30 protein-coding genes are annotated in these 26523 nt (G+C 42.4%); 8 read left to right on the top strand and 22 right to left on the bottom strand.

Translation table 11 applies throughout. The features are described from left to right. On the top strand, window positions 1-2568 hold the full coding sequence (gene mgtA / locus IDJ75_RS14755) for a magnesium-translocating P-type ATPase (protein ID WP_191176396.1): 2568 nt from the start codon (window positions 1-3) through the stop codon (window positions 2566-2568). Here mgtA and IDJ75_RS14750 read toward each other — a convergent pair whose 3' ends face one another. Beyond that, window positions 2569-3276, bottom strand: coding sequence for a CHAD domain-containing protein (locus IDJ75_RS14750; RefSeq protein ID WP_191176395.1), 708 nt, complete (start codon window positions 3274-3276; stop codon window positions 2569-2571). It lies immediately after the preceding gene. 391 nt (window positions 3277-3667) lie between these two features. On the opposite strand from IDJ75_RS14750, the gene IDJ75_RS14745 reads away from it, so the two are divergent. Further along, window positions 3668-4153 carry a pyridoxamine 5'-phosphate oxidase family protein gene (locus tag IDJ75_RS14745; protein ID WP_191176394.1) on the top strand — a complete coding sequence of 162 codons (486 nt, stop codon included), beginning with the start codon at window positions 3668-3670 and terminating at the stop codon, window positions 4151-4153. Window positions 4154-4284: 131 nt separating this feature from the next. On the opposite strand, the gene IDJ75_RS14740 is transcribed toward IDJ75_RS14745, so the two are convergent. Together IDJ75_RS14740 and IDJ75_RS14735 are read right to left on the bottom strand one after the other, a co-directional pair. Next, complete coding sequence (locus tag IDJ75_RS14740; protein WP_191176393.1) at window positions 4285-5151, bottom strand: universal stress protein; 867 nt, start codon at window positions 5149-5151, stop codon at window positions 4285-4287. A gap of 60 nt (window positions 5152-5211) precedes the next feature. Next, window positions 5212-6066: a universal stress protein gene (locus IDJ75_RS14735; protein WP_191176392.1), complete on the bottom strand. Its 855-nt coding sequence runs from the start codon at window positions 6064-6066 to the stop codon at window positions 5212-5214. A gap of 51 nt (window positions 6067-6117) precedes the next feature. On the opposite strand from IDJ75_RS14735, the gene IDJ75_RS14730 reads away from it, so the two are divergent. Then, a complete protein-coding gene (locus IDJ75_RS14730; RefSeq protein WP_191176391.1) occupies window positions 6118-6951 on the top strand; it encodes a patatin-like phospholipase family protein in 834 nt (277 codons plus the stop codon). Between the two features lie 76 nt (window positions 6952-7027). Here IDJ75_RS14730 and IDJ75_RS14725 read toward each other — a convergent pair whose 3' ends face one another. Together IDJ75_RS14725 and IDJ75_RS14720 are read right to left on the bottom strand one after the other, a co-directional pair. Beyond that, the gene (locus IDJ75_RS14725) at window positions 7028-8278 is read right to left on the bottom strand and encodes a sensor histidine kinase (protein WP_191176390.1); all 1251 of its coding nucleotides are present in this window, start codon (window positions 8276-8278) and stop codon (window positions 7028-7030) included. Beyond that, window positions 8275-8952 carry a response regulator transcription factor gene (locus IDJ75_RS14720; protein WP_191176389.1) on the bottom strand — a complete coding sequence of 226 codons (678 nt, stop codon included), beginning with the start codon at window positions 8950-8952 and terminating at the stop codon, window positions 8275-8277. Before IDJ75_RS14720 ends, IDJ75_RS14725 begins: the two co-directional genes overlap by 4 nt. Before the next feature lie 166 nt (window positions 8953-9118). Between IDJ75_RS14720 and IDJ75_RS14715 the strand changes: the two genes are divergently transcribed. Together IDJ75_RS14715 and IDJ75_RS14710 are read left to right on the top strand one after the other, a co-directional pair. Further along, window positions 9119-9796: a cytochrome b/b6 domain-containing protein gene (locus IDJ75_RS14715; RefSeq protein ID WP_191176388.1), complete on the top strand. Its 678-nt coding sequence runs from the start codon at window positions 9119-9121 to the stop codon at window positions 9794-9796. A gap of 9 nt (window positions 9797-9805) precedes the next feature. Then, window positions 9806-10081: a transcriptional repressor gene (locus IDJ75_RS14710; protein ID WP_191176387.1), complete on the top strand. Its 276-nt coding sequence runs from the start codon at window positions 9806-9808 to the stop codon at window positions 10079-10081. Here IDJ75_RS14710 and IDJ75_RS14705 read toward each other — a convergent pair whose 3' ends face one another. The 9 genes from IDJ75_RS14705 to adhP all read right to left on the bottom strand — a co-directional run bounded on the left by IDJ75_RS14705 (window position 10082) and on the right by adhP (window position 16958). After that, window positions 10082-11305 (bottom strand): DUF3570 domain-containing protein, encoded by a 1224-nt coding sequence (locus IDJ75_RS14705; protein WP_191176386.1) that lies wholly within the window; start codon window positions 11303-11305, stop codon window positions 10082-10084. It lies immediately after the preceding gene. A gap of 16 nt (window positions 11306-11321) precedes the next feature. Further along, window positions 11322-11501 carry a DUF4266 domain-containing protein gene (locus IDJ75_RS14700; RefSeq protein ID WP_224746614.1) on the bottom strand — a complete coding sequence of 60 codons (180 nt, stop codon included), beginning with the start codon at window positions 11499-11501 and terminating at the stop codon, window positions 11322-11324. A 49-nt stretch (window positions 11502-11550) separates the two neighbouring features. Next, window positions 11551-12501 carry an FAD:protein FMN transferase gene (locus IDJ75_RS14695; protein ID WP_191176384.1) on the bottom strand — a complete coding sequence of 317 codons (951 nt, stop codon included), beginning with the start codon at window positions 12499-12501 and terminating at the stop codon, window positions 11551-11553. Then, window positions 12488-12928, bottom strand: coding sequence for a thioredoxin family protein (locus tag IDJ75_RS14690; RefSeq protein WP_191176383.1), 441 nt, complete (start codon window positions 12926-12928; stop codon window positions 12488-12490). Before IDJ75_RS14690 ends, IDJ75_RS14695 begins: the two co-directional genes overlap by 14 nt. Before the next feature lie 10 nt (window positions 12929-12938). Then, the gene (locus tag IDJ75_RS14685) at window positions 12939-13385 is read right to left on the bottom strand and encodes a QcrA and Rieske domain-containing protein (RefSeq protein ID WP_224746613.1); all 447 of its coding nucleotides are present in this window, start codon (window positions 13383-13385) and stop codon (window positions 12939-12941) included. Window positions 13386-13535: 150 nt separating this feature from the next. Beyond that, complete coding sequence (locus IDJ75_RS14680; RefSeq protein ID WP_191176382.1) at window positions 13536-14225, bottom strand: VIT1/CCC1 transporter family protein; 690 nt, start codon at window positions 14223-14225, stop codon at window positions 13536-13538. Between the two features lie 230 nt (window positions 14226-14455). Continuing rightward, window positions 14456-14626: a hypothetical protein gene (locus tag IDJ75_RS14675; RefSeq protein WP_191176791.1), complete on the bottom strand. Its 171-nt coding sequence runs from the start codon at window positions 14624-14626 to the stop codon at window positions 14456-14458. A gap of 562 nt (window positions 14627-15188) precedes the next feature. Then, on the bottom strand, window positions 15189-15911 hold the full coding sequence (locus IDJ75_RS14670; protein WP_191176381.1) for an LOG family protein: 723 nt from the start codon (window positions 15909-15911) through the stop codon (window positions 15189-15191). A gap of 12 nt (window positions 15912-15923) precedes the next feature. Beyond that, window positions 15924-16958 carry an alcohol dehydrogenase AdhP gene (gene adhP / locus IDJ75_RS14665; protein WP_191176380.1) on the bottom strand — a complete coding sequence of 345 codons (1035 nt, stop codon included), beginning with the start codon at window positions 16956-16958 and terminating at the stop codon, window positions 15924-15926. Window positions 16959-17179: 221 nt separating this feature from the next. Between adhP and IDJ75_RS14660 the strand changes: the two genes are divergently transcribed. Continuing rightward, the gene (locus IDJ75_RS14660) at window positions 17180-17419 is read left to right on the top strand and encodes a hypothetical protein (RefSeq protein ID WP_191176379.1); all 240 of its coding nucleotides are present in this window, start codon (window positions 17180-17182) and stop codon (window positions 17417-17419) included. On the opposite strand, the gene IDJ75_RS14655 is transcribed toward IDJ75_RS14660, so the two are convergent. After that, on the bottom strand, window positions 17412-17891 hold the full coding sequence (locus tag IDJ75_RS14655) for a hypothetical protein (RefSeq protein WP_191176378.1): 480 nt from the start codon (window positions 17889-17891) through the stop codon (window positions 17412-17414). The two genes, IDJ75_RS14660 and IDJ75_RS14655, sit on opposite strands and share 8 nt — an antisense overlap. Window positions 17892-17966: 75 nt before the next feature. After that, a complete protein-coding gene (locus IDJ75_RS14650) occupies window positions 17967-18842 on the bottom strand; it encodes a glycoside hydrolase family 25 protein (protein ID WP_191176377.1) in 876 nt (291 codons plus the stop codon). A gap of 259 nt (window positions 18843-19101) precedes the next feature. Between IDJ75_RS14650 and IDJ75_RS14645 the strand changes: the two genes are divergently transcribed. Beyond that, complete coding sequence (locus tag IDJ75_RS14645) at window positions 19102-20130, top strand: class I fructose-bisphosphate aldolase (protein WP_191176376.1); 1029 nt, start codon at window positions 19102-19104, stop codon at window positions 20128-20130. A 157-nt stretch (window positions 20131-20287) separates the two neighbouring features. On the opposite strand, the gene IDJ75_RS14640 is transcribed toward IDJ75_RS14645, so the two are convergent. The 6 genes from IDJ75_RS14640 to IDJ75_RS14615 are packed head-to-tail and all read right to left on the bottom strand — an operon-like array spanning window position 20288 to window position 25546. Then, the gene (locus IDJ75_RS14640) at window positions 20288-20656 is read right to left on the bottom strand and encodes a hypothetical protein (protein ID WP_191176375.1); all 369 of its coding nucleotides are present in this window, start codon (window positions 20654-20656) and stop codon (window positions 20288-20290) included. A gap of 39 nt (window positions 20657-20695) precedes the next feature. Further along, window positions 20696-22312 carry a hypothetical protein gene (locus tag IDJ75_RS14635; protein WP_191176374.1) on the bottom strand — a complete coding sequence of 539 codons (1617 nt, stop codon included), beginning with the start codon at window positions 22310-22312 and terminating at the stop codon, window positions 20696-20698. Between the two features lie 18 nt (window positions 22313-22330). Then, window positions 22331-23935: a tyrosinase family protein gene (locus IDJ75_RS14630; RefSeq protein ID WP_191176373.1), complete on the bottom strand. Its 1605-nt coding sequence runs from the start codon at window positions 23933-23935 to the stop codon at window positions 22331-22333. Beyond that, complete coding sequence (locus IDJ75_RS14625; RefSeq protein WP_191176372.1) at window positions 23932-24396, bottom strand: hypothetical protein; 465 nt, start codon at window positions 24394-24396, stop codon at window positions 23932-23934. Before IDJ75_RS14625 ends, IDJ75_RS14630 begins: the two co-directional genes overlap by 4 nt. 30 nt (window positions 24397-24426) lie before the next feature. Then, on the bottom strand, window positions 24427-24852 hold the full coding sequence (locus IDJ75_RS14620; protein WP_191176371.1) for a hypothetical protein: 426 nt from the start codon (window positions 24850-24852) through the stop codon (window positions 24427-24429). A 58-nt stretch (window positions 24853-24910) separates the two neighbouring features. Then, window positions 24911-25546 carry a GlxA family transcriptional regulator gene (locus IDJ75_RS14615; protein ID WP_191176370.1) on the bottom strand — a complete coding sequence of 212 codons (636 nt, stop codon included), beginning with the start codon at window positions 25544-25546 and terminating at the stop codon, window positions 24911-24913. Between the two features lie 461 nt (window positions 25547-26007). Between IDJ75_RS14615 and IDJ75_RS14610 the strand changes: the two genes are divergently transcribed. Continuing rightward, window positions 26008-26373 carry a VOC family protein gene (locus tag IDJ75_RS14610; protein WP_191176369.1) on the top strand — a complete coding sequence of 122 codons (366 nt, stop codon included), beginning with the start codon at window positions 26008-26010 and terminating at the stop codon, window positions 26371-26373. Window positions 26374-26523: the final 150 nt, after the last annotated feature.

Genomic DNA, 26523 nt, shown 5'->3' with positions numbered 1-26523 from the left:
ATGCTTAACGCCAAAGAAACCAGAACAATAATTATTGACAGATTTCATCATTTAACCCCGGCAGAAGTATTTACCCGGTTAAACTGTAGTGATCATGGCCTCAGCGCAGGAGAGGCTCGTTCGAGGCTTGCAAAATATGGCCGTAACACCATACAAAAAAACACCGGAAATTCTGCCTACAGGCTATTCTTTTCGCAGTTCAAAAGCCCGGTTACCTTATTATTGATAGTGGCGGCATTATTGTCGGCCGGGTTGGGCGATGTAGCAGATACGGTTATTATCCTGATCATCGTACTAATCAGCAGTTGCCTGGGTTTCTGGCAAGAAAGAGGTGCAGCCAATGCTGTTTCGGCATTGCTAAAACTGGTTCGCCTGCATTGCGATGTATTACGAGACGGTGCAAAAAAAACCATCCCGGCTGAAGAAGCGGTTCCGGGGGACATTGTGATCCTTACAGCCGGAGACATCATACCGGGAGACAGCCTGATATTAACCTCACAGCAACTGTTTACTGATGAAGCAACGTTTACCGGGGAAACCTACCCTGTTGAAAAAAACGCAGGCATATTGCCGTCGGACACATCATTAGCTAACCGAAGCAATACATTGCTGATGGGGTCTCATGTAATTAGCGGAAAGGCTACAGCATTGATCATCAAAACCGGCGTCGCCACAGAGCTTGGCAAAATATCTGCGGGTTTACAATCTGCTTTGCCCTTGACCGAATTTGAAAGGGGTATTCGCCGATTTGGCTACCTGCTCATGGAGATTACCCTACTACTGGTGATCATCATTTTCGCGATCAATGTATTCCTGCATAAACCTGTACTGGATTCACTCCTGTTTTCCCTGGCGCTATCAGTAGGTTTAACTCCGCAACTGTTACCAGCTATTATCAGCGTAAATTTAGCTACCGGCGCCCGGCGCATGGCTAAACAAAAGGTGATCGTGAAGCGATTGTCGGCGATAGAAAACTTTGGAAGCATGGATATCCTGTGTTCTGATAAAACCGGGACGATCACCGAGGGTAAAGTAATGCTAAAGGACACGCTGGATACATCCGGACACCACAGTGATAAGCTGTTGCTTTACAGTTGGCTAAATGCCTCCATGCAACAGGGTTTTCATAACCCTATAGATGCGGCTATTTGTGCCGCTTATAAAGGCGGAGTAAACACTTATCAGGTTCAAACCGAAATACCTTATGATTTTATCCGCAAAAGGCTGACCATACAGGTAAAAAACGACAAAACTAATTTGGTCATAACTAAAGGTGCTCTAAAGAGTGTATTGGAGATTTGTAGCCAGTTAGAGACTACGGATGGAAAACTGGTTCCTATATCATCTGGTAAAAATAGCATCCTAAAACGTTATGAGGAGTTGAGCGGGGCAGGATTCAGAACATTAGGGGTAGCTTACAAAAACGGTAGTTCTGATATAGACTTTACTCGAGAAGATGAAAAGGAAATGACTTTTTTGGGCTTTATTACACTATTCGACCCACCAAAAGCGAATGTGGCCGAAACGATCTCAAAAATGAATGACCTGAGTGTACGGCTCAAGATCATTACCGGCGATAACGCATTGGTTGCAAAAAGCCTGGCCTTGGCGCTCGGCATGAAAAATCCCCGGATACTTACAGGGGCCGGTTTACAAAAAATGAGCGATGCCGCGCTTATCCACCAGGCTCCGCTGACACATATTTTTGCTGAGGTAGAACCCAATCAAAAGGAACGCATCATTTCGGCACTGAAAAAAGCCGGCCACGTGGTGGGGTTTATGGGCGACGGAATAAACGACGCACCTGCATTGCATATTGCAGATGTAGGTATTTCTGTAAATACCGCTGTTGATGTGGCCAAAGAGGCTGCAGATATAGTTTTACTGAACCCGGATCTAAGTATATTAACAGCCGGTATTGTAGAGGGCCGGAAGACGTTTGCCAATACCATGAAGTATATATTTATGGCAACCAGTGCTAATTTCGGTAATATGTTTAGCATGGCAGGTGCATCGCTATTCCTCCCGTTTCTGCCGATGTTACCCAAGCAAATACTATTGACCAACCTGCTAACCGACCTGCCGGAAATGGCCATTGCCACCGACCGTGTCGACGAGCCTGACATCCGGTCACCACAGCGCTGGGACTTGAATTTTATAAAACGTTTCATGCTCATCTTTGGTTTGCTAAGTTCGGTATTTGATTACCTCACCTTCGGCCTGCTACTATTTATTTTCCACGCGGATGAAAAGATTTTTCAAACCGGCTGGCTGGTTGAATCGGTCATTTCTGCCACGCTGGTGGTAATGGTAGTGCGTACCCGGCTCCCCTTTTTCAAAAGCCTGCCCGGGCGCTACTTGAGTGCAGCTACCCTGCTGGTGTTACTACTGGTGCTGATACTTCCGCTTACCCCTTTTACCACATGGTTTGGCTTCACCCGGTTGCCCATGGCTTATTACGGCTGGATACTGCTGATCCTAACGGCATATATATTATGCGCTGAATTGGCTAATTACTGGTTCTACCGGCGTATTGCAGCAAAGTTAAACCGGAGGGTAACAAGGTAGCTACTTTTGAACGGTAGCCCGCTGGTAAAACTTATCGGTAAGCGTTGCGATAAATTCTTTTTGCCCGGGATAGCTGTCTCCAGTTTGGCCATTATGACACTCGCTCTGGTGAGCCAATAATTGATCATGCCAGTTACCTATTGCCTCCTGCACTTCATCCAAATAGGTGGTGTTTACCCCAATTTTAAGTACATCATGAACCAGGTGTTCATTATAAAGCAGTACTTTGATACGTTTGCGGCATTCATGTAATTGCCTGGCCGATGGTGATAGTGCAAAAGCGCCGGTTATTCCCTTCAGCTCATTTTTATAGAACCAACGGACATTTTTTGTGGGAACAGGTTTTATTATTTGTTTGAGTATACGACGCGCCTTTTTGATTTTCTGCAATTTTTCGCCGGCGTACTGGCAAAAGTTCCTCCCCTCTTTATTAACTGGCTGCCTCCGATGTGTTAATTCATTTTTGATAAAGGAATTACGCAGTACCCCAGCCCTTTTAAATATTTTTTTTACAGGTTTAAAAAGTTGTTGAAGTTTTGCCGGATGCGCAGCCATCCCTGACAGGATCAAAAAGGCCTCTATCTTTTTTACCTGTACCCGGAATTGGTGCAAGTCTTCCTGATCCCCGCTTTTTAAATAGGACTTCAGGCGGGTATTCATAACCTTCCATTGTTTATTAAAGTATTTTATCGCTGTGTGCCTATTCATGAATTACTGCTTTATACTTAACAGTGAACAATCAATACCGGCAGGTTATTCATTATTCATCAGCCATCAGCCGTGCCCAAATAAGTAAGCGGGATGGCTATAAGCTAAAGATAAGGATTCGTGAAGCCCCAAAAAATGACGCAGATCAACGGGGAACCGTCCGGTTTCGCAATATTCACCATTATCAGTTATCAACCTTGTTTATTTAAAGGATAGCTATATGCATAGTGCCAATGAGCTGATGACAGCTTTGGCTGATCATCATTATCCCTAACCACTACCTGAAACATAGTGATTGCTATCATGTCGGGAAATGATAGCGATCATACAAGGGACGAAAAAAACACACTTTATTTGATCTTTAAAAGAAGATAACTTTAAAAATCATATCATGTTAGGAGAACTTGACAATAACACCCTGGAGGAACTACTCAAGACAGAGTTACTTGGCCGGATTGGTTGCCATAACAACGGCATAACTTATATTGTACCAGTACATTATGTTTACGAGTCCCCTTACATCTATGCCCACTCGGCCAGCGGTATGAAAATAGACCTAATGCGCAAAAATCCGGAAGTTTGCTTTGAAGTAGACCATGTCGAAAATTTCTTTAACTGGAAGAGCGCCATTTGCTGGGGAACCTTCGAGGAACTCACAAGTGTTGAAGAATCTGAACAAGCGATGCAGAAGCTCATCAGGCGGATAGAGCCCTATTTAGCTAAAGCCGAAGACTCGCATCCTTCACACGGTATAGCAGATATGGCCCACGATATCGGCAGCTCCAAAGAACTTGTTCTCTACCGGATCAAACTAAACAAAAAGACCGGCAGGTTCGAGCAAAGAAATACGCCTCCCGATCGCACACAGGAAATTTAAAAACAACATAATTTACTTATACCGGGTTACCTAATTGAAAGTGAATTATACATATGTCCCGGTTGTAATCAACGCCCTATATAGTTATCTGGACCAGGGCTCAATTAAACTTGTTAAAGTAATGGTTCTGATCAACGCAAATCCATACCAGCCGGAATTATCATCACCGGAATTTTTTGTTTTTCGAGCAATGATTTTGCATTTGTGCCATTTAACAACCGGTGCAATAAACTGTGATGATCATGTACCAACACAAGCACATCCGAACCATTACTTTCGCACAAATCATTCAGCCGGTTAACCAGATCCTTACCTCCGATATTTTGATAACTGATACCTGGAAAGTTGAATTTGGCAACATGTTTTTCAAATGATGTTTGTTGCATCTGATCAATACTTTCTTTACCCCATAGTTTTACATGTACAATTTCCATTGCAAAACCAAACAATCGCCCAAGCCTGGTGAGGTAATGTATGGCATTCAGATCAGCTTCGTCAAAATCAGTAGCTATGGTTAGCTTCTTGAGCTGCCTTAGCGGATGCCCGACTGGTACTATTATTACCGGCCTGTTACTATGATTAATCACTGATAAAGTATCACTTCCAACAAGTATATGATCCCAGGTACTGCCGCTACGGGCTCCCATAACTATCATTTCAACATGCTCTTCTTTAAGCAATTCTTTAACCTGGAGCCCCAGGCTGCCCATACTTTTACGACAATCGATGCTTGCGTGATGGTCCGCAGCCGGTAAGGCCGCAATCAGCAGCTCCAGATCTTCTTTTAAAAAATTCAGTTTCTTTTTACTATCGTCTATCCACGTTAGTTCCTCTAACACCCAGGGATCGCTACCATTTTCTGACAGCATTGCCGGCTGACTGATAAATGTATTGAACAGGATGAGGTTAGCATGCAGTTTAGCGCTTAGCATAACGGCCGTTTCTTTTACCTGGCTGCATTGGTCGGTAAAATTGGTGAGCACAAGGATTTTTTTCATTTTAACTATCTAATTTATTGAACAGCGTATATAATGAGGCCTCATCGCCAGTTTTTAATGTTAGCTTTCTTTGATAACCAGTAATGGCACCGGCATTTTACCGGAAGCTTTTTGCGTGTGACTACCATTAAACATCTGGTTAAAAAAACCATGTTCCCGATGCGCAAAAGCAATCATATCAACATGTGCATGTCGTACCAGCCAATCCAGGCCGTTTTCTACATGGTTACTTTTTACTACTTCATAACTAACTTTTTGATGATTATTTTTAGAGATCAGCTCTATTAATAATTCTTTAACGATGGCTGTATATTCCGGATTGTCATGTCCCTGATCTATATGAGCGAGGATAAGCTCCGCGCCAAGGGCCTTAGCAAAACCCACCAATTTATTAATTACCTCTATCTCTTTTGCGGGCTGTTTAAAATCGCTGCTAAAAGCTATTTTTTTTATCGGTTTGGCGGTTACGCATTCCGGAACAAGCAGCAAGGGCCGTGTAGCGGCTTCAATCATTTTCCTGGTATGATTACCAATCATCAGGGTTGTAAGCACGTCATTCGCGTGCGTACCAATCAGGATGATATCGGCCTGGTTGGCTTGTGCTGCTGCATTTACAACATCTGTTACAAAGCCGCCCTCATGTATGCAAATTATTTCAGGCTGGTAACCTATAACATCACCTTCTGCCATCATCGTATTTTTGAGTTTAGCCAGTTCTTTATCACTATCTTGTAACATGTCATCATAAATATCTACAGGCCATGCTACCATGCCATTTTGCGGAATCTCTGCCGGGATATTCATTACGTGGCAAAGCAATACCCTGGCCCTAAGCTGCTGGGCAAGCCGGTAACCGTAAGTAGCAACGTGCCGTGCGTTTTTGGATAGGTCAGTGGCTATCAATAGTGTTTTCATCTTTAACTTTTTCGTAAAGTTCATTTATCCGCAATAAAACAAAGTTGACATATGACAGACCACAGCATGATCCTGGTCATTTTATATAACCGGGTACATGAGCAATTTTGCAGATATTCGGAAACTATGTTTAAAACGGGATTGGTTTTGTCTGGGGGTGGCGCACGCGGCATCGCCCACCTCGGTGTTTTACAAGGGCTGGAAGATATAGGCATCCGGCCGAAGGCGATCGCGGGAGCAAGCGCAGGCGCCGTAATAGGCGCACTTTATGCCGCCGGAAATTCACCTAAAGAAATCCTGGAATGTATTAAAGTGACTGCTTCACATGGGTTTATCAATAAATTATTACCCGGATCCGGTTTATTTACCGTAGCGGGATTAACGCAGCTTTTTAAAGACACAAATCTGCCCCATCATTTTGAAGAGTTAACTATACCATTGTTGGTAGCTGCTACCAACCTGCTTACCTCCCAAACAGTTACATTATCAAGTGGACCGTTACATAAGGCCCTCATTGGCTCGTGTGCCGTACCCGGGGTGTTTATGCCTGTACGTTTTAACGGTGGCTATTTGGCAGATGGCGGTATTCTGGACAATTTGCCCGTGAAAGATATCCGTAAGGTATGTGAAGTACTTATAGGATCGAACGTTAACAAGATGCATGGAACGTTGCCTGAAAAAATAAGCCGGTTACAGGTATTAGACAGATGTTTCCATTTAATGTTAGCACATCAGGTAGCTGCAAGCGCCGTATTTTGTGATCATTACCTTGAACCGAAATTGTATCATTCCCCGATGTTCGAATTAAAAGATCCGGACAAGATGTTCAATGCCGGTTACAGGGCCGTAATGGCGCAGAAAGATAAGTTTTTGCGAATGGGGTGATGCCGTAATAAATACTTTTTTAGCTTAAATCAGTTCTGTTTTCAAATCAGGATGCTTTGAGAGATGGTAAGCCGGTTTAAAAAACTATTGAAAAGGTGTGCAAATTATTGATGAATAAATACTGCATGTCCCAACCACATACATTGCATATATTTTTTACAATAGTTAAGCCAAGGCCTGCACCGTCTGAAGTACTTCCTTTTTGGAAACGGTCAAAAATTGCCTCGCCATCAAGCGGAACGTCTGAACCTGAATTCTGAATAACAAGCCTGTCGCCCGTTAAATAAATATTAATATTGCCCTTAACCTGGTTATGCCTTATGGCATTACTAAGTAGGTTGTTAAGTAAAATATCTATAAGGTACTTACTAACTACAACCTCTTTGTCTTCCAATTCGGCATATATCTGTATCTCTTTTGATGTCAATAATTCCTGAAACTGCCTAAGCTTATCGTTTATTAATTGTTGCAGGTTTAAGGTATCGTTATCTGCTATCAGGTTGTTTTCTATCTTAACCAACAATAATAATGATTGGTTAAGCCGGGATAGTTTACCAGCGGCGCCGTAAATATCCTGTATCTGATCAAAGTGTTCTTTTTTTAATGTTTCATCCTGTATCAATGTATCTAATTTGGATGTGATTACAGCAAGGGGGGTTAGCATTTCGTGCGATGCATTCTCGGTAAAATGTTTAAGGTTCTGAAAATCATTTTTAACGCGTGATGACATTACCCCGATAGCGTTATCCAGATCATTGAACTCATCAACTTTATTGTTTGTTAATTTAAATGAGCTGCTCTCAGATACATTAAAGGCTTTCATGTGCGCCAGTAAGCCAAAAAAGGGTTTCCAAAGGTCGTTTAGCAAATACCTGTTAGCTAAAGATAGTATTGTTAATACCACCAGCATAAGTATTAATGTAATAGCAGTAATTATCTGCTTAAGATAAACCGTACTCTCGCTTGATATAATTATCCTAAATCTATAATTATCACCTTTAAAACTAAGTCCGCCTTCAAATGCCCGGCCGCTTTTATCGCCACTTTTGCGGGGGTTAACATAAGTAGTATCAAAATACCTGGGCTTGCTATTCAGCAAATTGGTTTTTATAAATTCAACCTGGTTCTCATCAATATCAAATTGTTTAGGAAGCTGCTTATATTGTTGTATATATGAAATTACTTCTGATACCTCTTCACCAAGTTCTTCATCAAGGCGGTTATTAGTTATTGTATTAATGGCAAAAAAATAAATAACAGCACCAACTACCAGTACCGATAGTGTAACTATGATATTTACTTTATTATAATGCGCAGCCAGTTTCATTTATCGGTAAATTTATAACCAATGCCATAAACCGATTTTAAATAGTCATTTGTAGTAACGTCGAGTATCTTTTTCCGCAGGTTTTTGATGTGCGAGTATATAAAGTCGAAATTATCGTGCATGTCCATTTCATCGCCCCATAAATGTTCGGCAAGTGCGGTTTTAGCAATTACTTTTCCTTTATTGGCTATAAAATACAAAAGCATATCATATTCTTTACGTGTTAAAAGTATTTCAACATCATTTATAAAAACCGTACGGCCAATAAGGTTTATAACAATCTCGTTAAAAACAAGGTTATTATTGCTGTTGGCAGCCTTACGGCGAAAAACAGCAACTATCCTGGCCTTTAATTCGGCCAGGTGAAAGGGTTTAACCAAATAGTCATCTGCTCCTATATTGAGGCCTTTTATTCGGTCGTCTAAAGAATTCCTGGCTGATATGATAATAACAGCCTCGTTTCTCATCTCTTTTTTCAGATAGTGCAATATTTCAAACCCTTCCCCATCGGGCAGCCCAATATCCAGCAATACAAAATCGTATTGATAGCCAGCCAGCTTTGTGATCGCAGTTGCGAGATCGGCACAGCTTTCGCATATGTTATTATCCTCACTTAGATATGTAAGCATATTTTCCCGAAGGCCCTGTTCGTCTTCAACGATAAGTATTTTCACGTATTTAAGTTACAATAATTGATGCAATGTAGCGGGTATTAGCGCTATTTAACAAAACAATCTGAATACAATCTGTATTAGAGCAATGCAATCACCACATTAAGTTTAATTCAGTTTTTCTTCAGTTTTTACATCTATCTTTAAAATTGTCAACATTATAATTCATATGGCTATAATAGAACCAACCCGTCACGACCTGCAACACCCAACAAAAATCAAACGATATTCTTTTCCGTTGCGTCTTTGGCACTGGGTAAATTTAATTGTGATAAGTGGTTCATTGATCACTGTGCTTATTAATTCAACAATTACAGATGACCATGCTACATCGGCATTGATGAAAGATGAGTTACAAAAAGCGGGTTCAACAGTAACAAATGAGCAGGCACGAGCCGCCGCGCATGCCTTAAGCGACAGCGTATGGGGGATACACATCTATTTTGGTTATGTGCTGGCAGGCCTGCTTGCCTTTAGGCTGATATTGGAGTTTTTTCAACTGGCCGATCAAAAGTTTATTCGCAAAATAAAAAGTGCTTATCATCAGTTTAACACCGTCAAAAAAAACCGCGAAACGGCCAGGCACGAACTTACTGTTAAAGCTATCTACGCCTTATTTTATGCATTACTCATTATAATGGTAATTACGGGCTTGTTTCTTGCTTTTGAGGATGCGCTATCAGCTTACAAATCCATCAGGCATTCGGTTAAAGAGGTGCATAGCTTTTGCATGTACCTGATACTGGCGTTTATTTTAGTGCATATTGTTGGTGTTTTACTGGCCGAACGCAAAAACGAGAGGGGCATCGTATCTGACATGATAAACGGCGGCGCCCAACACAATTGATCTAATCCAATGAATTATCAGACACAGATACACAGGGCGTCCAAATCGCGCTTAACCGAAAAACAAAAGGAATATAACCGGGTAAACGACTTAATTGTTGAATTTATAAATACACTTACCGATACTAAAGACGCGGAATTTTTGTGGTTAGAAATAACTAAAAAAGGCTATAAAATGAGTATTACATCATTTTATAGCCGCCTTAAAAAACTGGTTGAAGCTGGTTTAATCATAAAAATACACGTTGCTAACAACAAGTTTGTTTATAAATCTACCCTTTACTAATTACTTAAACTTTAGAGCGAGCGTTACAATATTTGAGTTAAGCCCTGTGGAACGCATATAATGCCCGGCCCTTAACTCTAAAGAGGTAAAATGCGCATTGCCAAACACACCATTAGGCGGCGATAACCTGATATTGGCGCCTACAAAATTGCTATGAAGGCTGGATAAGTCATAATCGCTGGTATAAAATTCATCTGTAGGGTTATGCTGGCCATATGGTTTAAAGTAACGGGTACCAACCTGCGTGTTATACCGGTAAAACGGACTAACTGAAACAAATGAAGTTAGCTTTACCGGGATCTCCACTTCGGCGGTATGTGCCCTTATGCCCCAATTATCCATGTAGTACCTGTAAAAGGTGCGGATGATAAAGTGATCATCTAAAAAGTAATTAAATCTTACACCAATCGGAAGCTTGTAGCGGTTATCCGGCAGATTCTCCACCCGTTCCGATCCATCGGTAAAATAATCGCGCTGATATTTTGTTGCCAATAAACCATGTTGGTAAGATGGTTCTACAATAAGTGCAACCTGCAATCTTTGTGTAAGTACCTGTGAAAGTGAGAACGATGTACTAAATGAATTTCGCGGTTTGGAATCCACCGGGCGGTTATCCTCACGATCAGACCCTGAACCGTACCCTGGCGGGCGCAATTCTACCGGTAATATCACCTTCCACTTATCTAAAAACACCTGCGCCTTAAAATCAAATTGAGTGTTTTTGTTTTTTGACAGCCTTGTAAAATTGATGCCTGCCCCTACCGATTGATAGTCAAACTCATGTGAGTATGATGCAGATAAACCAAATGCGTTGCCTGTTTTATCATTTGATACCGTCCAATTTAACGATGGATAGATACGGGTATCCTGCATAGATGCAGACGATACACTATTAGGGTCTATCTTATCTGAAGATGCAGAAGTGTAATGATCAACCCCCAATTCAAACAGAAATGTATGCTTTTTACCCGAGCTGCTATATTTTGACATTTGCAGATCAAACGTGTTGGCAAAATCGGTTAGCTTTTCGGTACCAATACCGCCGGTTACGGCAGAGTTATTACCGTTTTGATGGTAATAAGCCGAAACAAAATTGATCTCATCAATTTTAAGCTTTCTTGATTCATAGTTAGTGGAATCTTTAACAGGCTGCGGTTTTGTTTGCGCGTGCGATGCCAATATGCCCATGTACATGGCAAGTACACCTAAATATATTTTTTTCATTTACTGTATGTTAATATTAATTACACCCGCAACCACCACCGCTTTTACCACCGTTGGCCCCCGAACCGCCTTCGCGATAAAGCTGAAAGCTTTGTTCGAATTTTTGTGACTTACGGGCCGACAGTTCCATCTCCGTATCGTTTAAGCGGTTTTTTTGATATGGTTTTACTGATACACAAGAAGAAAGACTATACATTGCACACGCGCAAATGATAGTTATTAATCGTAGGGGTTGTTTTATCATGCTATTTTATGTTGATATTTTTAGACGTATAAACTTTACTATCATCCGTAATAATTACACAGGCCACATTTTGTAACTGGTTGATCAGATCGAGCCCAACATATGCGCCCATTACGGTAACCGGGGTAGCCATAGCGTCGGCAAATTCAGCACTCGGGCTTATAATGCTTACACTTTTTATTCCGCTTACCGGCAGGCCTGTCTTTGGATCGATTGTATGCGAATATTTTTTGCCACCAATAATTACATACTTGGCATAGTTGCCCGATGTGGCAATGGCCATGTTACTAATGTTCAGTGTTGAAAATGGTGTAGTTTCCTGGTCAGGATCAGCAATTGCTATAGTCCATGGCTTACCGCCGGGTTGTGTGCCCCAGGTAATCAGATCGCCTGCAGCGTTTACAATGCCGCTTTTAACTCCATTTGCCTGTAGCACAGCTTTTGCCTTATCAGCAGCATAACCTTTACCAATACCGCCAAATCCTATGCGCATGCCTGCTTCTTTTAAAAAAACGGTAATGTTTTGGCTATCCAGTATTACGTTTTTATAGTTAATTAACTTTACAGCGGCCCGGGCTGTGGCAGCATCGGGCAATGCTTTCATGTTCAGGTCAAAATTCCACAAGCTTTTATCTATCGACCCATAAGTAATGTCAAAAGCGCCCTGCGTTAATTCGGATATTTTTAATGACCGTGCTATCAGATCAAATACTTCCTGATCTACTTTAACCGGGGCAATACCGGCATTCTTATTTATCTGGTTGGTTTGGCTGTCATCGCTAAACGTTGTCAACAGTTTTTCTATCCTCCTTATCTCGTTGATGGCCATCCCTATCCGTTGCTGGGCCCATTCAGCATCATCGGCTACTACACTTATTTCAAAGCGATTGCCCATAAGCTTAAGCACCTGCTTATGAACTATCTCACCAATTATTTTTTCAGCGCTTTGCATTTGTAGATTCGGTTATCTGCGCTACAAATGCTTCAGGACTTACATTCGGGAATCCTTCCCATTTTTTTAATACCTTGCCATTTTCATCAACCAATAAAGTGAGTGGAAATTCACCATCTGGGTTGTATTTATCTGCCAGCGTTTCGTTACGTTTTACCTGGTCTTTAGGTAATTGATTTTTTTTCTGACGCGGAAAATCAGCCCTTACCAGCAAAAGATGATCAGAAGCGTAGTTTTCAAACGTAATGGTTTCCAGTATCTCTTTGCGCGTACGAATACAAGGGCCGCACCAATCGCTGCCCGAAAAGTTTATTAAAATAAGTTTATGTGTTTTTTGTGCTTCCTTTTGCACCTGGTCAAAATCGCCCGACCAGGTGATCGCAGGACTCATCAGCACAAATAAAATAATGGCAAATAATTGTTTCATGTTTTAAATTTTAAGAGTATATCCTTAGCGATACACCGGATAAACTTGTGTTATAAACTACTAATGAACGATTAGTAGGCCCGCCGGTAACCACGCCCTTTTCGGTAAAGGTAGCCCCATGGTTATTACAATAAAATTGACTACTGCCTGACTGATAAACTAACGGATAACTTTGATGGGTACATGACTCTTGTACGGCAATATAAGCCCCTGCTGCTGTGCGGGCAATTAATATACCTTGAGATACTAAGTAACCGCCATTGGTAGCCAGTGCTGAATTCGAAGAAGCACTAAGGTCGAGTGTAAAATCAACACTCGTAGGGGCTGGTGTAGAAGGGCCATTGGCCGAATCAGAACCTTTACTGCAACCCAAGCAGCCCATTATAGTTAAGGCCGCGGCGCTCATGCCAATTACAGAAAAAAACTCTTTCCTGTCCATCGTTTTTTTAGAATTCATTTTGCAATTAATCAGGGGTTATTAATTTCAATAATTGTATCCTCGCAATACAAGCGTTTATTTTATAATACAAGTTTAAACGCCAATTCTGTATTTAATATGAATTTCGGGCTTAGAGTAGTGATTTAACACTTTTTTAACAAAATGGCATTATTTGCCATTAATTAACTTTGCCATGGCAAAAGCCGCCCCTGCTGCCAGCGCGCCAATTATAACAACTTTAAATGCGCCGCTTATAGCAGGCTGCCCTGTTAGCTTACTTTTAAAATACCCAAAAATAAACAGGCTTATAAGGGTTACTATGCAGGAATAGTATAGAGCTGTTTGAGAACTATCAATTAAAATATAGGGTGAAAGAGGTATAACACCACCAACTATATAAGATAAACCAATAGTAATTGCACTTTTTGTAGCGCGGTTGGCGTGTGGTTCTTCAAGGCCTAACTCATAACGCATCATAAAATCAACCCATTTGTCTTTATCTTTTGCCATTTCATCGGCAATTTGTTGCTGCAAATTTTCTGATAAGCCGAAACCAGCAAAAACCTCTTTTACCTCAGCTTTCTCTTGCTCGGGCACACGTTCAACCTCATCATATTCGCGCTTTAACTCAGAATTATAATGATCAACCTCGGTGCGTCCTGCTAAAAAGCCCCCTAAACCCATTGCTATTGATCCGGCCACAATTTCTGCGATCCCGGCAGTGACAACTATACCTGACGAACTTATGGCACCACTTAATCCAGCGGCCAGGGCAAAGGGTACTGTTAAACCATCCGACATGCCTATAACTATATCCCTGATCGTTTCAGAACCTTTAACGTGATCTTCTTTATGCATTACTTTTGTAAATTAAACCGTGCTTAAGTGTATAATATGCGACTTAGTTTTAAAGATACATTAGAAATCTGATTTCATTCTGAACAAAGACAGATAGTATAAATACAGGTTACCTATCAAAATCGGTAGTTATTAATTTTTTTTGAATTAAATATTACTTACGCTTATTTTGATACACTAATAACCGCAGCCCGTTAAAAACTACTACCAAAGTTGAGCCTTCATGACCACTAACCGCCGGGCCAATACCAGAAATTCCAAAAATAGTTAGTGGAATTAAAATGACAAACATAACTAACCAGGTTTTGCCTGATGATTTCCCCCACCAGTACTAAAACCAGTGTCATGATCCCGATAATTACCTTGTTCCTGATAGAGAACGCGATAATTTTATCAAACATAAAATGTAAAAATTAATACGAATACGAAAAAGCCTTGCAAAGTTTATTGCGGGCAAAAAATCTAAAAATGTCGTATTAACCTATTTGAGGGGGTTGCCAGATCTTAATTAGCTGCTCCTGAATAGCGGGGATGCTGTAATCAGGGTATTCACGGCTTATCGGTTTTATAAAAATGGGAGCACTAACTGCCGCAGATATAAACCTTGCGGTAGAACAGCATGAGCAAATACAAAATGGCGGGTAAGCTTCCTGTGCCTGTTCTAAGTATACTGGCTTTATCTTATGTAAGATTGGCTTTGGGCCATAACTATTGCAAGCATCACTGTTATAAGGAACAAGCATACTAAAAGTAGTGTATTGGCTTTGTGGCTGTAATGATAATCATCTATGTTTATTTGCTTTTTCATAACCTTATTTTTTATGATATAAAGATCTGATATGCAGACGGGTTAATTAATGATACGAGTCATCCAATAAGCTGACCTGGCACAGCAACAAAAAAGGCGCCCATAAATTACGGCACCTTAAAATTGTTAGTTTGTAAAGATATGTAAGCATCTTTTTATTTATGCTCAAACAACCAACTAAACGGTTTATATTTTCGTTTGGGCTTCAGTCCGAATTGCTTTATACTTTTCTCCCTTATCAATTCTGTAGCTTCATTTATATCATCAGTTACCAAATAAAATTTCTCGTCATCAGGCCCAATGGTTCCATCGCGCTTCATTACGGCTATATGTTCAATTAGTTCTTTGTGGTATTCCTTTCCAAAAATGATGATAGGGAAATTTTTTATTTTATGTGTTTGAATAAGCGTAAGCGCTTCAAAATACTCGTCAAGTGTACCATAACCGCCGGGCATCACGACAAACGCAAATGAGTATTTTACCAACAGTACCTTCCTTAGAAAAAAGTGGGTCATGTAAACCCATTTGTCCAGATATGGGTTGGGTTTTTGCTCTACCGGCAGTTGAATATTGCATCCTACAGAATAACCGCCTGCATCTTTCGCGCCCCGGTTAGCAGCTTCCATCAGCCCTGGTCCACCACCCGTTATAATAGTAAAGCCCAATTTTGCAAAGGCTGCTGCGGCATTACGGGTAAGCTGGTAATAAGGATGATCTTCCGTAAAACGCGCCGACCCAAAAAAGGTAATACACGGCCCCACAAAATGTAATGCGCGCAGCCCATGTATCAGGTCTACCATCGTTCCGATCGTAAACTTTAATTCCTTTAGTCTGGAGTGCGGCCCATCCAAAAACTGTATCTCGGTACTCTTGGTCATGCTATTTTAGATTTATACTTCTGCTATTTGCAAAACCACCCTGCCTGTAATATCGCCTTTGCGCATATTATCAAAAATTTGATTAATATCCTCCAGTTTAGCGATATGGATGTCCGCCTTTACTTTACCTTCTACAGCAAATGCAATAGCTTCCTGCATATCTTTACGGGTACCTACTATAGAGCCGCGTACTGTATAGCGGTTAAGCACAGTTTCAAATATCGGCAGGTCAAAACTACCTTTGGGCAAACCATTTAAAGCAATAGTGCCTTTTCGGCGCAGCATGCCTATCCCCTGCTCAAAAGCAATTGGCGAAACGGCTGTAACCAATACACCGTGCATGCCGCCTGTAGCTTTCTTTAAAACCGCTCCCGGGTTTTCATTCAGGGCATTAACTGATAGTTCTGCACCCAATTGCTTGGCCAGTGCTAATTTATCGTCAGCAATATCTACCGCGGCAACGTGCATACCCATGGCCTTTGCATATTGCACAGCCAAATGGCCTAAGCCGCCAACGCCAGATATAGCCACCCATTCGCCAGGTTTTACTTCGGTTTCCTTCAAACCCTTGTAAACGGTAACACCCGCACAAATTATGGGGGCCATCGCGGCAAATTTTATCCCTTTGGGGAAATGTGCTACGTACCTGGAATCGGCTAATACATATTCGGCAAACCCACCGTTAACGCTGTAGCCTCCATTTTTTTGCTCTTCGCAAAGGGTTTCCCATCCTGTTATACAAAACTCACAGCAACCGCAGGCGCTGTAAAGCCATGGCGCACCAACTATGTCGCCAATAGCTACATTTTTTACACCCGTACCTAAACTCACAACATAACCAATAGCCTCGTGGCCCGGTATTAAGGGTAACTGTGGTTTTACAGGCCAGTCGCCATTTGCGGCATGCAGGTCAGTATGGCAAACACCACAAGCAATCACTTTTACCAATATTTGGTTATCACCCGGGGTTGGCACCGGTACATCTTCAATCACCAGCGGTTGCCCAAATTCGTGGATAACAGCTGCCTTCATTTTTGTTGGGATCATAATTATATGTTGCACTTTTACAACAAAAGTGTGGTAATAAGCATTACAAATGAGTGATGCCATAACACTAAAAACATGACCCTGATCACATTATGTAAGCACTCATTACACCGTACCAGATATTATTATGACCGCTGTTTACTTAAAAATCAGACGATTATGATCAGCGTCATTTTTTAAACAAGTACGCCTGTTTATATTTGGGTATAAACGCTATCAGCATGAAAACTATAAGTTTTAACTTTAACCACCCGGTGAAAGGGAATGCGATATTATCGCCAGTTAACTGCCACGGCGGCTTATGCATGCGACTAAAAGTTGAAAGTTCAAAAGATAATTCACTGGAAATACCGGTTGACAGTTGTAAGGAGGGAAAGTGGAAACTTACACTTGACTGGGAGTATGACGGGCGTATATTTTCTCACCAGGAAGATTTTGAAGTAAGGAAACCTGTTATTTAAACATCTGGCCGATAAACAGTCCTACAATTAACGCAACAACAATCAATCCCCACCATATATACTGTCGGGTATGCAGATCGTTTACTGTTTTCTTAAGACTATTAATCTCTGTTTCGTTAGCAAGTTTAAGGTTTTGTAAGCGCAGGTTCTGCTGTTGTAATTTGGCGAGTGTGCTCCCAATTTCAAGCGGCTTTTGCTGTTCTGTATGATAACGTCGGGTAAAGCCCCCTTGTTTAAGAAACTTTTCTCCTTTGGGTTTGAGGATAAGTTTCTCGGGCAACTCATAATCGCCGTGTAGGCCTGATTTGGTTATCAGGCCTTCCCGGGTCAGCACTTGTACCATAGCAAAGGCGGTGGCTTCATCGTGGTCAAAAAGATCCAATAATTGCAACCTTGTTAAACTATCGGGTATACCAAAAGCCTCAAGCACGGCATCTAACAGCTCACATTCATATTCATTCAGGTCCGTCATTGCGGCAAAAATAACAATATACACCTTTCATTCCATCCACTTTTATTTGTACAATGTATCCCTGAAAAACCCAGCCTATGGCACCAATAACGATCTAAACGCCAGGCTATCGCCCTTAAAAGCATCAAAATCAACTACGTGGTTTACACCATTAATGTGCGCAGTTTCCGAGTGTTGCCAAAATTGCCATGGTGTATCTTCGGTAAGGTTTAATTTATCGCGGTTATAATGGGCTATCCATAAAGTATAGCCATCAAAATAACCCTTCAAATAGTCATTATAAAAACTAATTCCTGTGTAGATAATCGGGCGGACCTTTGTTTTCTGCTCGATGTATTTCAGAAATTTGGCCAGTTCTTTCCGCATTACCTGCGGGGGTAATTTATCCAGGGTTTCTATATCAGCAACAGGGGGCAGATCCCCTTTTTCTATTTCCACGTTCTGTAAAAAGAACCGTGCCTGCCACAAGCCGTCTTTTTTAGGCCTGAAATAGTGATAAGCGCCACAAGTAATACCTGCCTTCGGCGCCTCGCGCCAGTTCCGTTTAAAATAGGGATCGACAGTTAGCAGCCCCTCGGTTGCTTTAATAAAGGCGAACGAAATGCGAACACTGTCCTCTTCCATTTTACTTACTTTATCCCAGTTTATTTTGCCTTGTGCGTAAGAAACATCAATACCATGTATTTTATACTGCGCGGGTATCTTTATCTGAAAACTTGTATACGTACGATAGTTAGGGTTACCGCCTATATCTGTGATCCATCGCCAGGTGGTAACGGCAGTTTTCAGCACATAGCCATAATAAAACGGCGAGCATAAAACAGCAATTACAAAAGCCCATAATGTTACTCTAACATAAGGAAATTTAGCAACAGTTGCTTTTTTACGGGTTACTTTTCTCTTAACTACGGCTTTTTTTACGGGCGATAAAGGATTTTTCTTGGCAGGCACACTACAAAGATAAAATCAATTTTTGTGTTGCCTGTTAAAAAAAGCAAAGGAGGGTTATTGTTTAATATGCTAAACAAGCTGCCTGATCAGTTTTTCAACCAGGGCGTTTTATGACTGCCCCCAACCTGATACTATAATGCATCTGCAGCCCAACTTGCAAGAGGGATTAATATTTGTAAACTGAATGCCATAACCCACAAAAACAAAAAACTACTGGTGCCAGGCGCTGTTAACCATATAGAATTTTATATAAATCCTTATGGAAACTTCAGATCTGAAAAGAACCGCCGCGCGTTTAATGGATAAAAACAAAGGTTTACTGGCGATGGACGAAAGCACAGGTACCTGCAATAAACGATTTAAAGCGCTTGGCATCCCGCAAACAGAAGAGTACCGGAGGAAATACCGGGAACTGATTGTAACAACGCCGGGCCTTGAAGAATGTATAAGTGGCGCTATCCTGTTTGATGAAACCATCAATCAATCTGTTACGGATGGTACTTTGATGATAGATGTTTTAAAGCAAAAAGGCATAATACCCGGAATTAAGGTTGATGAAGGTACTATCCCGCTCGATCGTTTCCCGGGAGAAACCATAACAGAAGGACTGGATGGGTTAGGTAAACGCCTGTCTGATTATTATGATAAAGGGGCACGGTTTGCCAAATGGCGTGCTGTGATCACTATAGGTGAAGACATCCCAACGCCTACCGCTATTAAAGCAAATGCCTACAACCTGGCCCGGTACGCGGTATTGTGCCAACAAGCTGGCCTGGTGCCAATTGTTGAGCCCGAGGTTTTAATGGATGGCAACCATTCGCTGCAACAATGCTCTGAGGTTACCCACCAGGTATTACATGCCGTTTTTAACGCATTGTTTGATCAGCATGTAGAGTTTGAGGGCATGATACTGAAACCTAATATGATACTACCGGGACTGGAAAGCCCTGTTCAGGACAGTATAGAAACGGTGGCTGATGTAACCATTGAATGTTTTTTAAGATGTGTACCGGCTGCCGTACCAGGTATAGCCTTTCTTTCGGGCGGACAATCTGAACAATTAGCTTCAGAACGGCTGAATGCCATGCATATAAGGTTCAAAGATAAAATGCCCTGGGAACTCACCTTCTCCTTCTCGCGTGCTATTCAGCAACCTGCCTTAGAGGCCTGGAAAGGCGATGACCATAATGTAGCTATAGCGCAAAAGCTACTCTACCACCGGGCATGGTGTAACAGCAAAGCACGGCGCGGAGAGTATACACCAGAGATGGAAAAAGAAATATTATAGTAGATGGCAGTGGGCTTACAAATCGTAGCAAAATTTCAATAGAGCTGCTTACAAGCTTAAACCGTAAACTCCGATTTGACAAGATAAATAAAAGCCCCTACAGTAATGCCCTTATTTGGCATAGCTGCAGGGACTTTTTATTTAGAGGGGGGATGCGTTAAGCAGTTGTGTTAGGGCAACCGCGGGCTATCCAGTCGGTCAGCGCGGCTATCACATCCGTTTGCTGGGGTGTTTCGGCATTGTAAGGTGCGTTTGGCTGCGGCATCTGGCCAATCTCCCCATCGGGCGAGAAAGGGGTATTGGGAGCACCCGATAGTGCTAAAATAATGTTCGACGTTTCCGGCGAACCCGGTACCAGGATCCTAAAACCACTTACGCCGGGTACATCCTGCGTAATAAATTCATCATAGGTAAGGTTGTTCCAAAATACCGCGTGCGGGGCCAGGCCCGGTGAAAGGCTGTTAGCTGCTACAAAAGTGTTGAGCAGGTTTTGCAGATCTGCATAGTTGTTAATTGTTGTTGCCATAGAGCGTTTGATTTTTTATTCGTTTAAGTTTTTGTGAATTTAATTACCATGCGGCAGCGGAAAGCCTGACGGGTTTTGATTGACCGGTATACCACCCGGATAAGGTTTTACAGGCTCGGGGATAAAACGGTTACCCGTTGTGGCGATAACACTAAAATCGCCCCCCAGGAACTGCCCCTGCGAGCCGTGGCACCCCATACATCCGCCCATAGTAAGTCCAACGTATTTTTTGGTTGTGCTGTTAAGCACAAAAACGTGCGCAGCATCCGGGTTGGGTATATTGTTATTTGGCGGGGCCAGGCCACCCTGAAAGAACTGCAGGGCATCGTTGGTTTCGGTAGCAAAATTTGATAAAAAGAATTGCTGGGCGGGCACTTTGCCGCCCGGATCGTTCTGCGGCATAGCCTGAATGCCGATAAGTTGATAATTTGCCCATACTACGTTAGATCCGTAACTGGCCCGTAACTGGTTTTGCACCTTTTGATTGTAAGCTACCAGGTTAAACGCGCTGCCTGCTCCCGGAATAGGGAACTGCCGTATAGCCGTGATAACGCCCGAATCGGGTAAAGCACGTGGCAATTTAGGGCTTGTATTACTGAGCGGATTGGTATTGGTAAAGCGGAAGCCGTTCTGGTCATTACTTACATGCTCAAAGGTGGCGAAGGTAAACGTAGGTACATTTGGCGTTTTTTGAATAATATGCAGGGCTACCAGCACCAGGGTATCATTATTAGCAATAAGCCCACCACTTGCGGCGGTGGTATAATAAATACCAACCGTCCAATGGAAGGTTTGCAGGTTATCCTTTGCAGCGTTATAGTGGCGCCAGGTAGCCTTTATCTCTAATGAACCATTTGGTAACTGGAACAATGCACCTGTAGGCGGCATATTATTAGTTACCAGGTTTGCGCTTTGCGCCAGCGCCGGCCTGCGAAGGCTAAGATTATTGAAACCCGTTTGTTTCAGGTAATTAAATATTACCGGGTTGCCTTTTGCCTCATAAATCAATGAGGCATTAACTGATGCCTTGTTTAATGCCTGTGTTTGTGCAGGTGTTGGCTGGCTGCCAATACTTTTACGGATCGAATCGGCTTTTTGGGCCAGCGGCGTGAAATACATATTGGCCAGGGTTATTTCGCTTGCCTCATCCATATTGTTAAAAAGGTTCATGTTGGTAGTTGGCGTAGCCGGGGTTATTTGCACATAGGATGGGTACGTGTAATTAGGGATGGCGTTAGGATCAGGAAGCACATTGCCCGAAGCGGTTTTGTACGATGGGTAAAGCTCATCCCTGTGGTAAAATGTTTCCCAAACCACAGTGCCACCGGCGCCTGTAGAACCCAGGCTGTCCGTATCCGAAGGTTGCCCGCGGAAGAAGCCTGATAAGCCCGGTGCAGGGTTGGCATTTACTTTGGCCGGCCAGGTAAGGGCTACAAACTCCTGCCATGCAAACTGGGCTGCCTGTTGCGCATCTGAAGGGTCGGCGATATCTGTAGGCACGGTGCTACTTAACGGTATCGTTGCATCTGCTGTTAACACTTCTTTCTTCCCTGGTGTATTATTGCAGGCCAGGTAAATAACCGGGCAGCAAATCAGGGCAATTACCCACAGCTTTCTATTAAAAAGCAACGGCGTTATATTCACATTTTTTTTCATGATAAGGATGATTTAAGGTTAACGTACTTCCAGTTTATATGGCGTGGCGGCGACGGCCAAACCTGCTGCACTGAATTTTTCAAGCACTTTTTCGTTCTCGGCCTGTTTAGCCCGTACTTCTACATCAAAGGTTGCCTTCTCAACCTGCTCGTCGGTATAGTTATTCAGTTTAAATGATGCAACTACATCCAAATGCGTAAGGCAGTTAGGGCACCCCCTTACGTTCTTACGGCTTAGTACTGAATGATAGCCCAATAGTTCTCTTTTCCCGTCAAGAATAATGTAAGCGGCAATGATAAAAGAGCCGTTTATGTCCCCCCTATTGATATCGGTAACAAATAATTGTTTCCGGCTGTTCCTGCTGTTGATCGGGATGGGTGTTGTCATCATTTCTTTTGCTAAAGGTGTTACAGGTTTTTCCAATGAACCCAAGCTGTACGTAAAATGCAGCTGGGTTTCGATATTAATGCAGTCATCAGACGTGTACACATCCGATGGCTTGTGCGGGGCATACGGATATAGCAATTCGCCATTTTTGGCGAATGGATAAAGCGGGGATTTAAGGCTGAATTCCGAGTTCATCTGGTAACCCGGTGTTGGCCCCTGCGAATCGCTGGCTTTGGTGCCCGGATAACCGGCAATGATATCCAGATGGTTGGTAAAGCCATTTTGTTTTTGCCATAACCAAAACATCCTGTCTACATTGCAATGGTGAAAATAAAAGATGGGGTCTAAACCGGCGGTTTCATTATCGCCCATATCACCGTTGGCATCGGTAACCGGCGGGGTAACAGTACGGTTAGGGCCACCTACTGAGATATGCACATCGTTATGTGGTTGCTCAAGCGTCTGTACAAGATTCTCCGGGTTATCATAATTATATTTGGCGAATGAGGTGGTATTTGAAAAAACAGTATAATTTGGCGCGGTAAGGCACATTTTATACAGATCGTTAACGGTAAGCATCGGGCGTTTAGGGTCGGTACCTTTGTCGCTTAGCCATTCCACTACGTTCTGGTTCAGGTATTGGAGCCTCTCCGGGCCCGAGAATGTTTTATTGTAAGCCTCGCTTTGTGCCGCCTCTTCAGGGGTACCAACTAATCCCGAAAGTGGAAAACGAACGGTTTCGTAACCTTTAGGTTTGGTATAAGGCGAGCCATTGATCTGATCGATGATCGTAACGGGGAAAGTGAAAGAACGCAGCGGGTTATTAATAGATACGCCATCAAGCATAAATTTTTCGTCGGTAAGGCACGATGGAATGCCATGAGCTAACGAATACTCGTCGGTCTCGTCCCAATAAGGTAGCATAACATCGGCGCAGCCCGGTATGCTTTGCAACGCCTGCTCCAGTTTGTAAAGGTACACCCGGTGCCAGGTTGGAAAAAGCACATTGCCATGCATACAGTAACCGCCCCAGTAAGCCACATCAGTTTCGCCCGGGCCGCGGAAAGGTTCTCCGTGAAAGCCGCCCAGCATAAAAAATGACCTTGGGTCGTCTGGTGCCAGTTCTTTAATGCCACGCCAGGCACGCATAAGGTCTTCTAATGGCTTTTTCGTGCCATGTTCGTAGTCGCGTTGAATTTCCAGGATAGAGCGACGGGTTCTTAGTTGTTTTTTCATGATCGGTTTAGGTTTTTATAAAAATTTATGGGGAGGTAGCGTGTAAGCAAACTATTAAGCAGCGAGCCACTGATAATGAGAGCCATGCCTGCCAGTGAGATCCATTTTTCGGCCGGGAAGACAAACCTGCCGGTTATAAGCAAAAGGCAACCGCACACACTTATAAAAAATGGCAGGTAACCTTTACTGGCCGTTTTTTTAAATAATAGCAGTAAATGGATGAATAGCATGCCTATCAGCACAGGTAAAAGCCACCCCATGTAAGGAATATTGGCCAGGCCTATACTGCTGAACATGCTCATATAAACGGCCCAGCAAAACGGGCATTTTGGGAAAAATGCTATCAGGATGCTCGTCAAAACGGAGGGAATAGCTTTCACGGTTTTTTTAGCGCTGCGGGCCCTGGTGCGTGGCTCAGGCAAAGACATATCAGCATGGCATGTACAAGGTTTGGTTGGCATAATATTGATTTCAAAAACGTTTCTATCAAATTACTTAACGGTTTGAAGCACAGCATAAAATGAGCACACCACGCCTGCGGGACTAATGCCGCCATTGCCGTCAGGATGTGGGATAACACGAATGACACTGCCTACCAAAGTTGGTATTTGTTTTATGCCGTTTGGAATATGCGGAACCAAATAACACAGGTATTCATACACCCAGGGCGCACCATCTACTACTCCGGAACCCTGAAACCAAAGCGTACCTGGGTTACCGTATTGTGCAGAACCCGTGAGTTCAAGTGCCCAACCTGTATCGTAAATACGGCCGGTAAGTATACCATCGGCAGAGATATTGATTTGAAGGTTACCGGCCCCAAACTTTAATTTGTTAAATTCAAGGGAAAGGTCGGGATCGTTGAGCAGACTTCTGTAGGTGTATAACCCTGAGCCCTGTTGTTGATTGTTTGACATATTGTAAATGGTTTAGGTGTAAGGATATAATGTGATAAGAGAGCAATTTATTGGCTCATTAAACGGAGTGCCCGAGCGGTAAAATAGTGCCGGGCGGCAGTTTAGCTTTACGGTTGTATACCATAATGTTGGCTACCTGCAGGGCTACATCTGCCCCATTATACTGCTCTACCAGGTATAACGCCCCGTCTATACCTGAGGTAATACCCCCTGTGCTAATAAAGTTACCATCGTGCACATACCGTACATTTTCTACCAGGTTAATGCCTGGATAATGGCTTTTTACATAATCCATAGCAAGATAATGCGTGGTTGCTTTGCGACCTGCAAGCAACCCGGTTTCTGCCAGGGTATATAGCCCCACACAAACAGAAAGAATGGTTTTGCCCTTTTCGGCCATTTGCTTTACATAGGCTACAACCTCCGGCTTTGCCGGGATAGAACTGTCGTCCGCGTCATTGGCTATTCGCCCCGGGATGATGATCAGGTCAGGATCGGGGCAGGTTTCAAAAGTAAATTGCGGGATAATTGTTACCACACCACCTTCGCTAACAATACGCGCGGAGGTAGCCGCTACGGTATATATGTTGTAAACCGGTGCTTTGTGGAAGCGATTGGCATGCAGAAAAACGTCGACGGGGCCGTTCATATCAACGAGTTCGACGCCATGAAAAATCAGAACAGCTATTTTCATTTGATCTAAAGTAATAAGGTTTAGGATTTAGGTATTTTTTTGCTTCTTCGGGAGCTTTAGAAATTGTTTTACCCGAATGGCAGAATCGCTGTTACACTGTCCTTTTAAATTACAAGCCGTGTAAATGTCTTGTTGTTATTAACTTCAGGCATTCTGAAGTTTCAAACATCGAAATGACCAAGGGCAGCAATTGATAGAAATTAAACGTCCTGATTTCTCTGTTTGATTATACAAATTTCAGTTATTAATTGAGTATTCCTATACGTAAAACTACGTGATTTTAAAATCACGTAGTTTTACGTGGTTTAAGGGGCGCTATAATATATTGTTAGTGCCGATTATTCATAAAAACCTAGTTTGTTTAGTATCTATATCTTTGAAAATTACGCAACATGCGTTATCTTAGGATAAGATTGAGTGATTATTTTGCTCAAAGCAATTACAGATTAAGAATAAAAAAAATGGAACATAAAGCCAAAGCAATCCGCCCGTTCATTGGGTCTAACAATTTTGAACTTTCACGAAGTTTCTACCGGGACCTTGGTTTCGAGGAGACTGTACTTACCCATAATATGTCTGTTTTTAAAGCCAATGATATAGCATTTTATTTACAGGATGCCTATGTAAAGGATTGGATAGATAACACTATGATATTTTTAGAAGTTGATGACGTTGATCGTTACTGGAAAGAACTTTTGGCTTTAAACCTTACTGCTAAATATAACACAGTTAAACTAACCCCTCCCCGGTCCCAATATTGGGGTAAAGAGTGTTTTGTACATGATCCATCCGGCATACTTTGGCACTTTGGGCAGTTTATTAATTAACTAAGCCTTTCAATAAGTCTATCACCTGTTAGCTGCATACAGCTTCTCTCCTGAAGCATACCCCCATTTAGGTTAATCCAATTATTATTCTGTTAATAATCTTTAAACTCCTGGCTAATTTTAGTTGGTTATGTAAAAAAATGCTTACAC

The sequence above is a fragment of the Mucilaginibacter rigui genome (assembly GCF_014773275.1).
Taxonomy (GTDB): Bacteria; Bacteroidota; Bacteroidia; order Sphingobacteriales; family Sphingobacteriaceae; genus Mucilaginibacter; species Mucilaginibacter rigui_A.
Note: the sequence above shows the minus strand (reverse complement) of the source record. Positions and strands in the feature narration are given on the sequence as shown.

What these genes read in the sequence shown, in the direction of transcription:
- mgtA (WP_191176396.1), top strand. Translation starts at nt 1, where the DNA reads ATGCTTAACGCCAAAGAAACCAGAACAATAATTATTGACAGATTTCAT.
- IDJ75_RS14750 (WP_191176395.1), bottom strand. Translation starts at nt 3,276, where the DNA reads ATGAATAGGCACACAGCGATAAAATACTTTAATAAACAATGGAAGGTT.
- IDJ75_RS14745 (WP_191176394.1), top strand. Translation starts at nt 3,668, where the DNA reads ATGTTAGGAGAACTTGACAATAACACCCTGGAGGAACTACTCAAGACA.
- IDJ75_RS14740 (WP_191176393.1), bottom strand. Translation starts at nt 5,151, where the DNA reads ATGAAAAAAATCCTTGTGCTCACCAATTTTACCGACCAATGCAGCCAG.
- IDJ75_RS14735 (WP_191176392.1), bottom strand. Translation starts at nt 6,066, where the DNA reads ATGAAAACACTATTGATAGCCACTGACCTATCCAAAAACGCACGGCAC.
- IDJ75_RS14730 (WP_191176391.1), top strand. Translation starts at nt 6,118, where the DNA reads ATGACAGACCACAGCATGATCCTGGTCATTTTATATAACCGGGTACAT.
- IDJ75_RS14725 (WP_191176390.1), bottom strand. Translation starts at nt 8,278, where the DNA reads ATGAAACTGGCTGCGCATTATAATAAAGTAAATATCATAGTTACACTA.
- IDJ75_RS14715 (WP_191176388.1), top strand. Translation starts at nt 9,119, where the DNA reads ATGGCTATAATAGAACCAACCCGTCACGACCTGCAACACCCAACAAAA.
- IDJ75_RS14710 (WP_191176387.1), top strand. Translation starts at nt 9,806, where the DNA reads ATGAATTATCAGACACAGATACACAGGGCGTCCAAATCGCGCTTAACC.
- IDJ75_RS14705 (WP_191176386.1), bottom strand. Translation starts at nt 11,305, where the DNA reads ATGAAAAAAATATATTTAGGTGTACTTGCCATGTACATGGGCATATTG.
- IDJ75_RS14700 (WP_224746614.1), bottom strand. Translation starts at nt 11,501, where the DNA reads ATGTATAGTCTTTCTTCTTGTGTATCAGTAAAACCATATCAAAAAAAC.
- IDJ75_RS14695 (WP_191176384.1), bottom strand. Translation starts at nt 12,501, where the DNA reads ATGCAAAGCGCTGAAAAAATAATTGGTGAGATAGTTCATAAGCAGGTG.
- IDJ75_RS14690 (WP_191176383.1), bottom strand. Translation starts at nt 12,928, where the DNA reads ATGAAACAATTATTTGCCATTATTTTATTTGTGCTGATGAGTCCTGCG.
- IDJ75_RS14685 (WP_224746613.1), bottom strand. Translation starts at nt 13,385, where the DNA reads ATGAATTCTAAAAAAACGATGGACAGGAAAGAGTTTTTTTCTGTAATT.
- IDJ75_RS14680 (WP_191176382.1), bottom strand. Translation starts at nt 14,225, where the DNA reads ATGCATAAAGAAGATCACGTTAAAGGTTCTGAAACGATCAGGGATATA.
- IDJ75_RS14675 (WP_191176791.1), bottom strand. Translation starts at nt 14,626, where the DNA reads ATGTTTGATAAAATTATCGCGTTCTCTATCAGGAACAAGGTAATTATC.
- IDJ75_RS14670 (WP_191176381.1), bottom strand. Translation starts at nt 15,911, where the DNA reads ATGACCAAGAGTACCGAGATACAGTTTTTGGATGGGCCGCACTCCAGA.
- adhP (WP_191176380.1), bottom strand. Translation starts at nt 16,958, where the DNA reads ATGATCCCAACAAAAATGAAGGCAGCTGTTATCCACGAATTTGGGCAA.
- IDJ75_RS14660 (WP_191176379.1), top strand. Translation starts at nt 17,180, where the DNA reads ATGAAAACTATAAGTTTTAACTTTAACCACCCGGTGAAAGGGAATGCG.
- IDJ75_RS14655 (WP_191176378.1), bottom strand. Translation starts at nt 17,891, where the DNA reads ATGACGGACCTGAATGAATATGAATGTGAGCTGTTAGATGCCGTGCTT.
- IDJ75_RS14645 (WP_191176376.1), top strand. Translation starts at nt 19,102, where the DNA reads ATGGAAACTTCAGATCTGAAAAGAACCGCCGCGCGTTTAATGGATAAA.
- IDJ75_RS14640 (WP_191176375.1), bottom strand. Translation starts at nt 20,656, where the DNA reads ATGGCAACAACAATTAACAACTATGCAGATCTGCAAAACCTGCTCAAC.
- IDJ75_RS14635 (WP_191176374.1), bottom strand. Translation starts at nt 22,312, where the DNA reads ATGAAAAAAAATGTGAATATAACGCCGTTGCTTTTTAATAGAAAGCTG.
- IDJ75_RS14630 (WP_191176373.1), bottom strand. Translation starts at nt 23,935, where the DNA reads ATGAAAAAACAACTAAGAACCCGTCGCTCTATCCTGGAAATTCAACGC.
- IDJ75_RS14625 (WP_191176372.1), bottom strand. Translation starts at nt 24,396, where the DNA reads ATGCCAACCAAACCTTGTACATGCCATGCTGATATGTCTTTGCCTGAG.
- IDJ75_RS14620 (WP_191176371.1), bottom strand. Translation starts at nt 24,852, where the DNA reads ATGTCAAACAATCAACAACAGGGCTCAGGGTTATACACCTACAGAAGT.
- IDJ75_RS14615 (WP_191176370.1), bottom strand. Translation starts at nt 25,546, where the DNA reads ATGAAAATAGCTGTTCTGATTTTTCATGGCGTCGAACTCGTTGATATG.
- IDJ75_RS14610 (WP_191176369.1), top strand. Translation starts at nt 26,008, where the DNA reads ATGGAACATAAAGCCAAAGCAATCCGCCCGTTCATTGGGTCTAACAAT.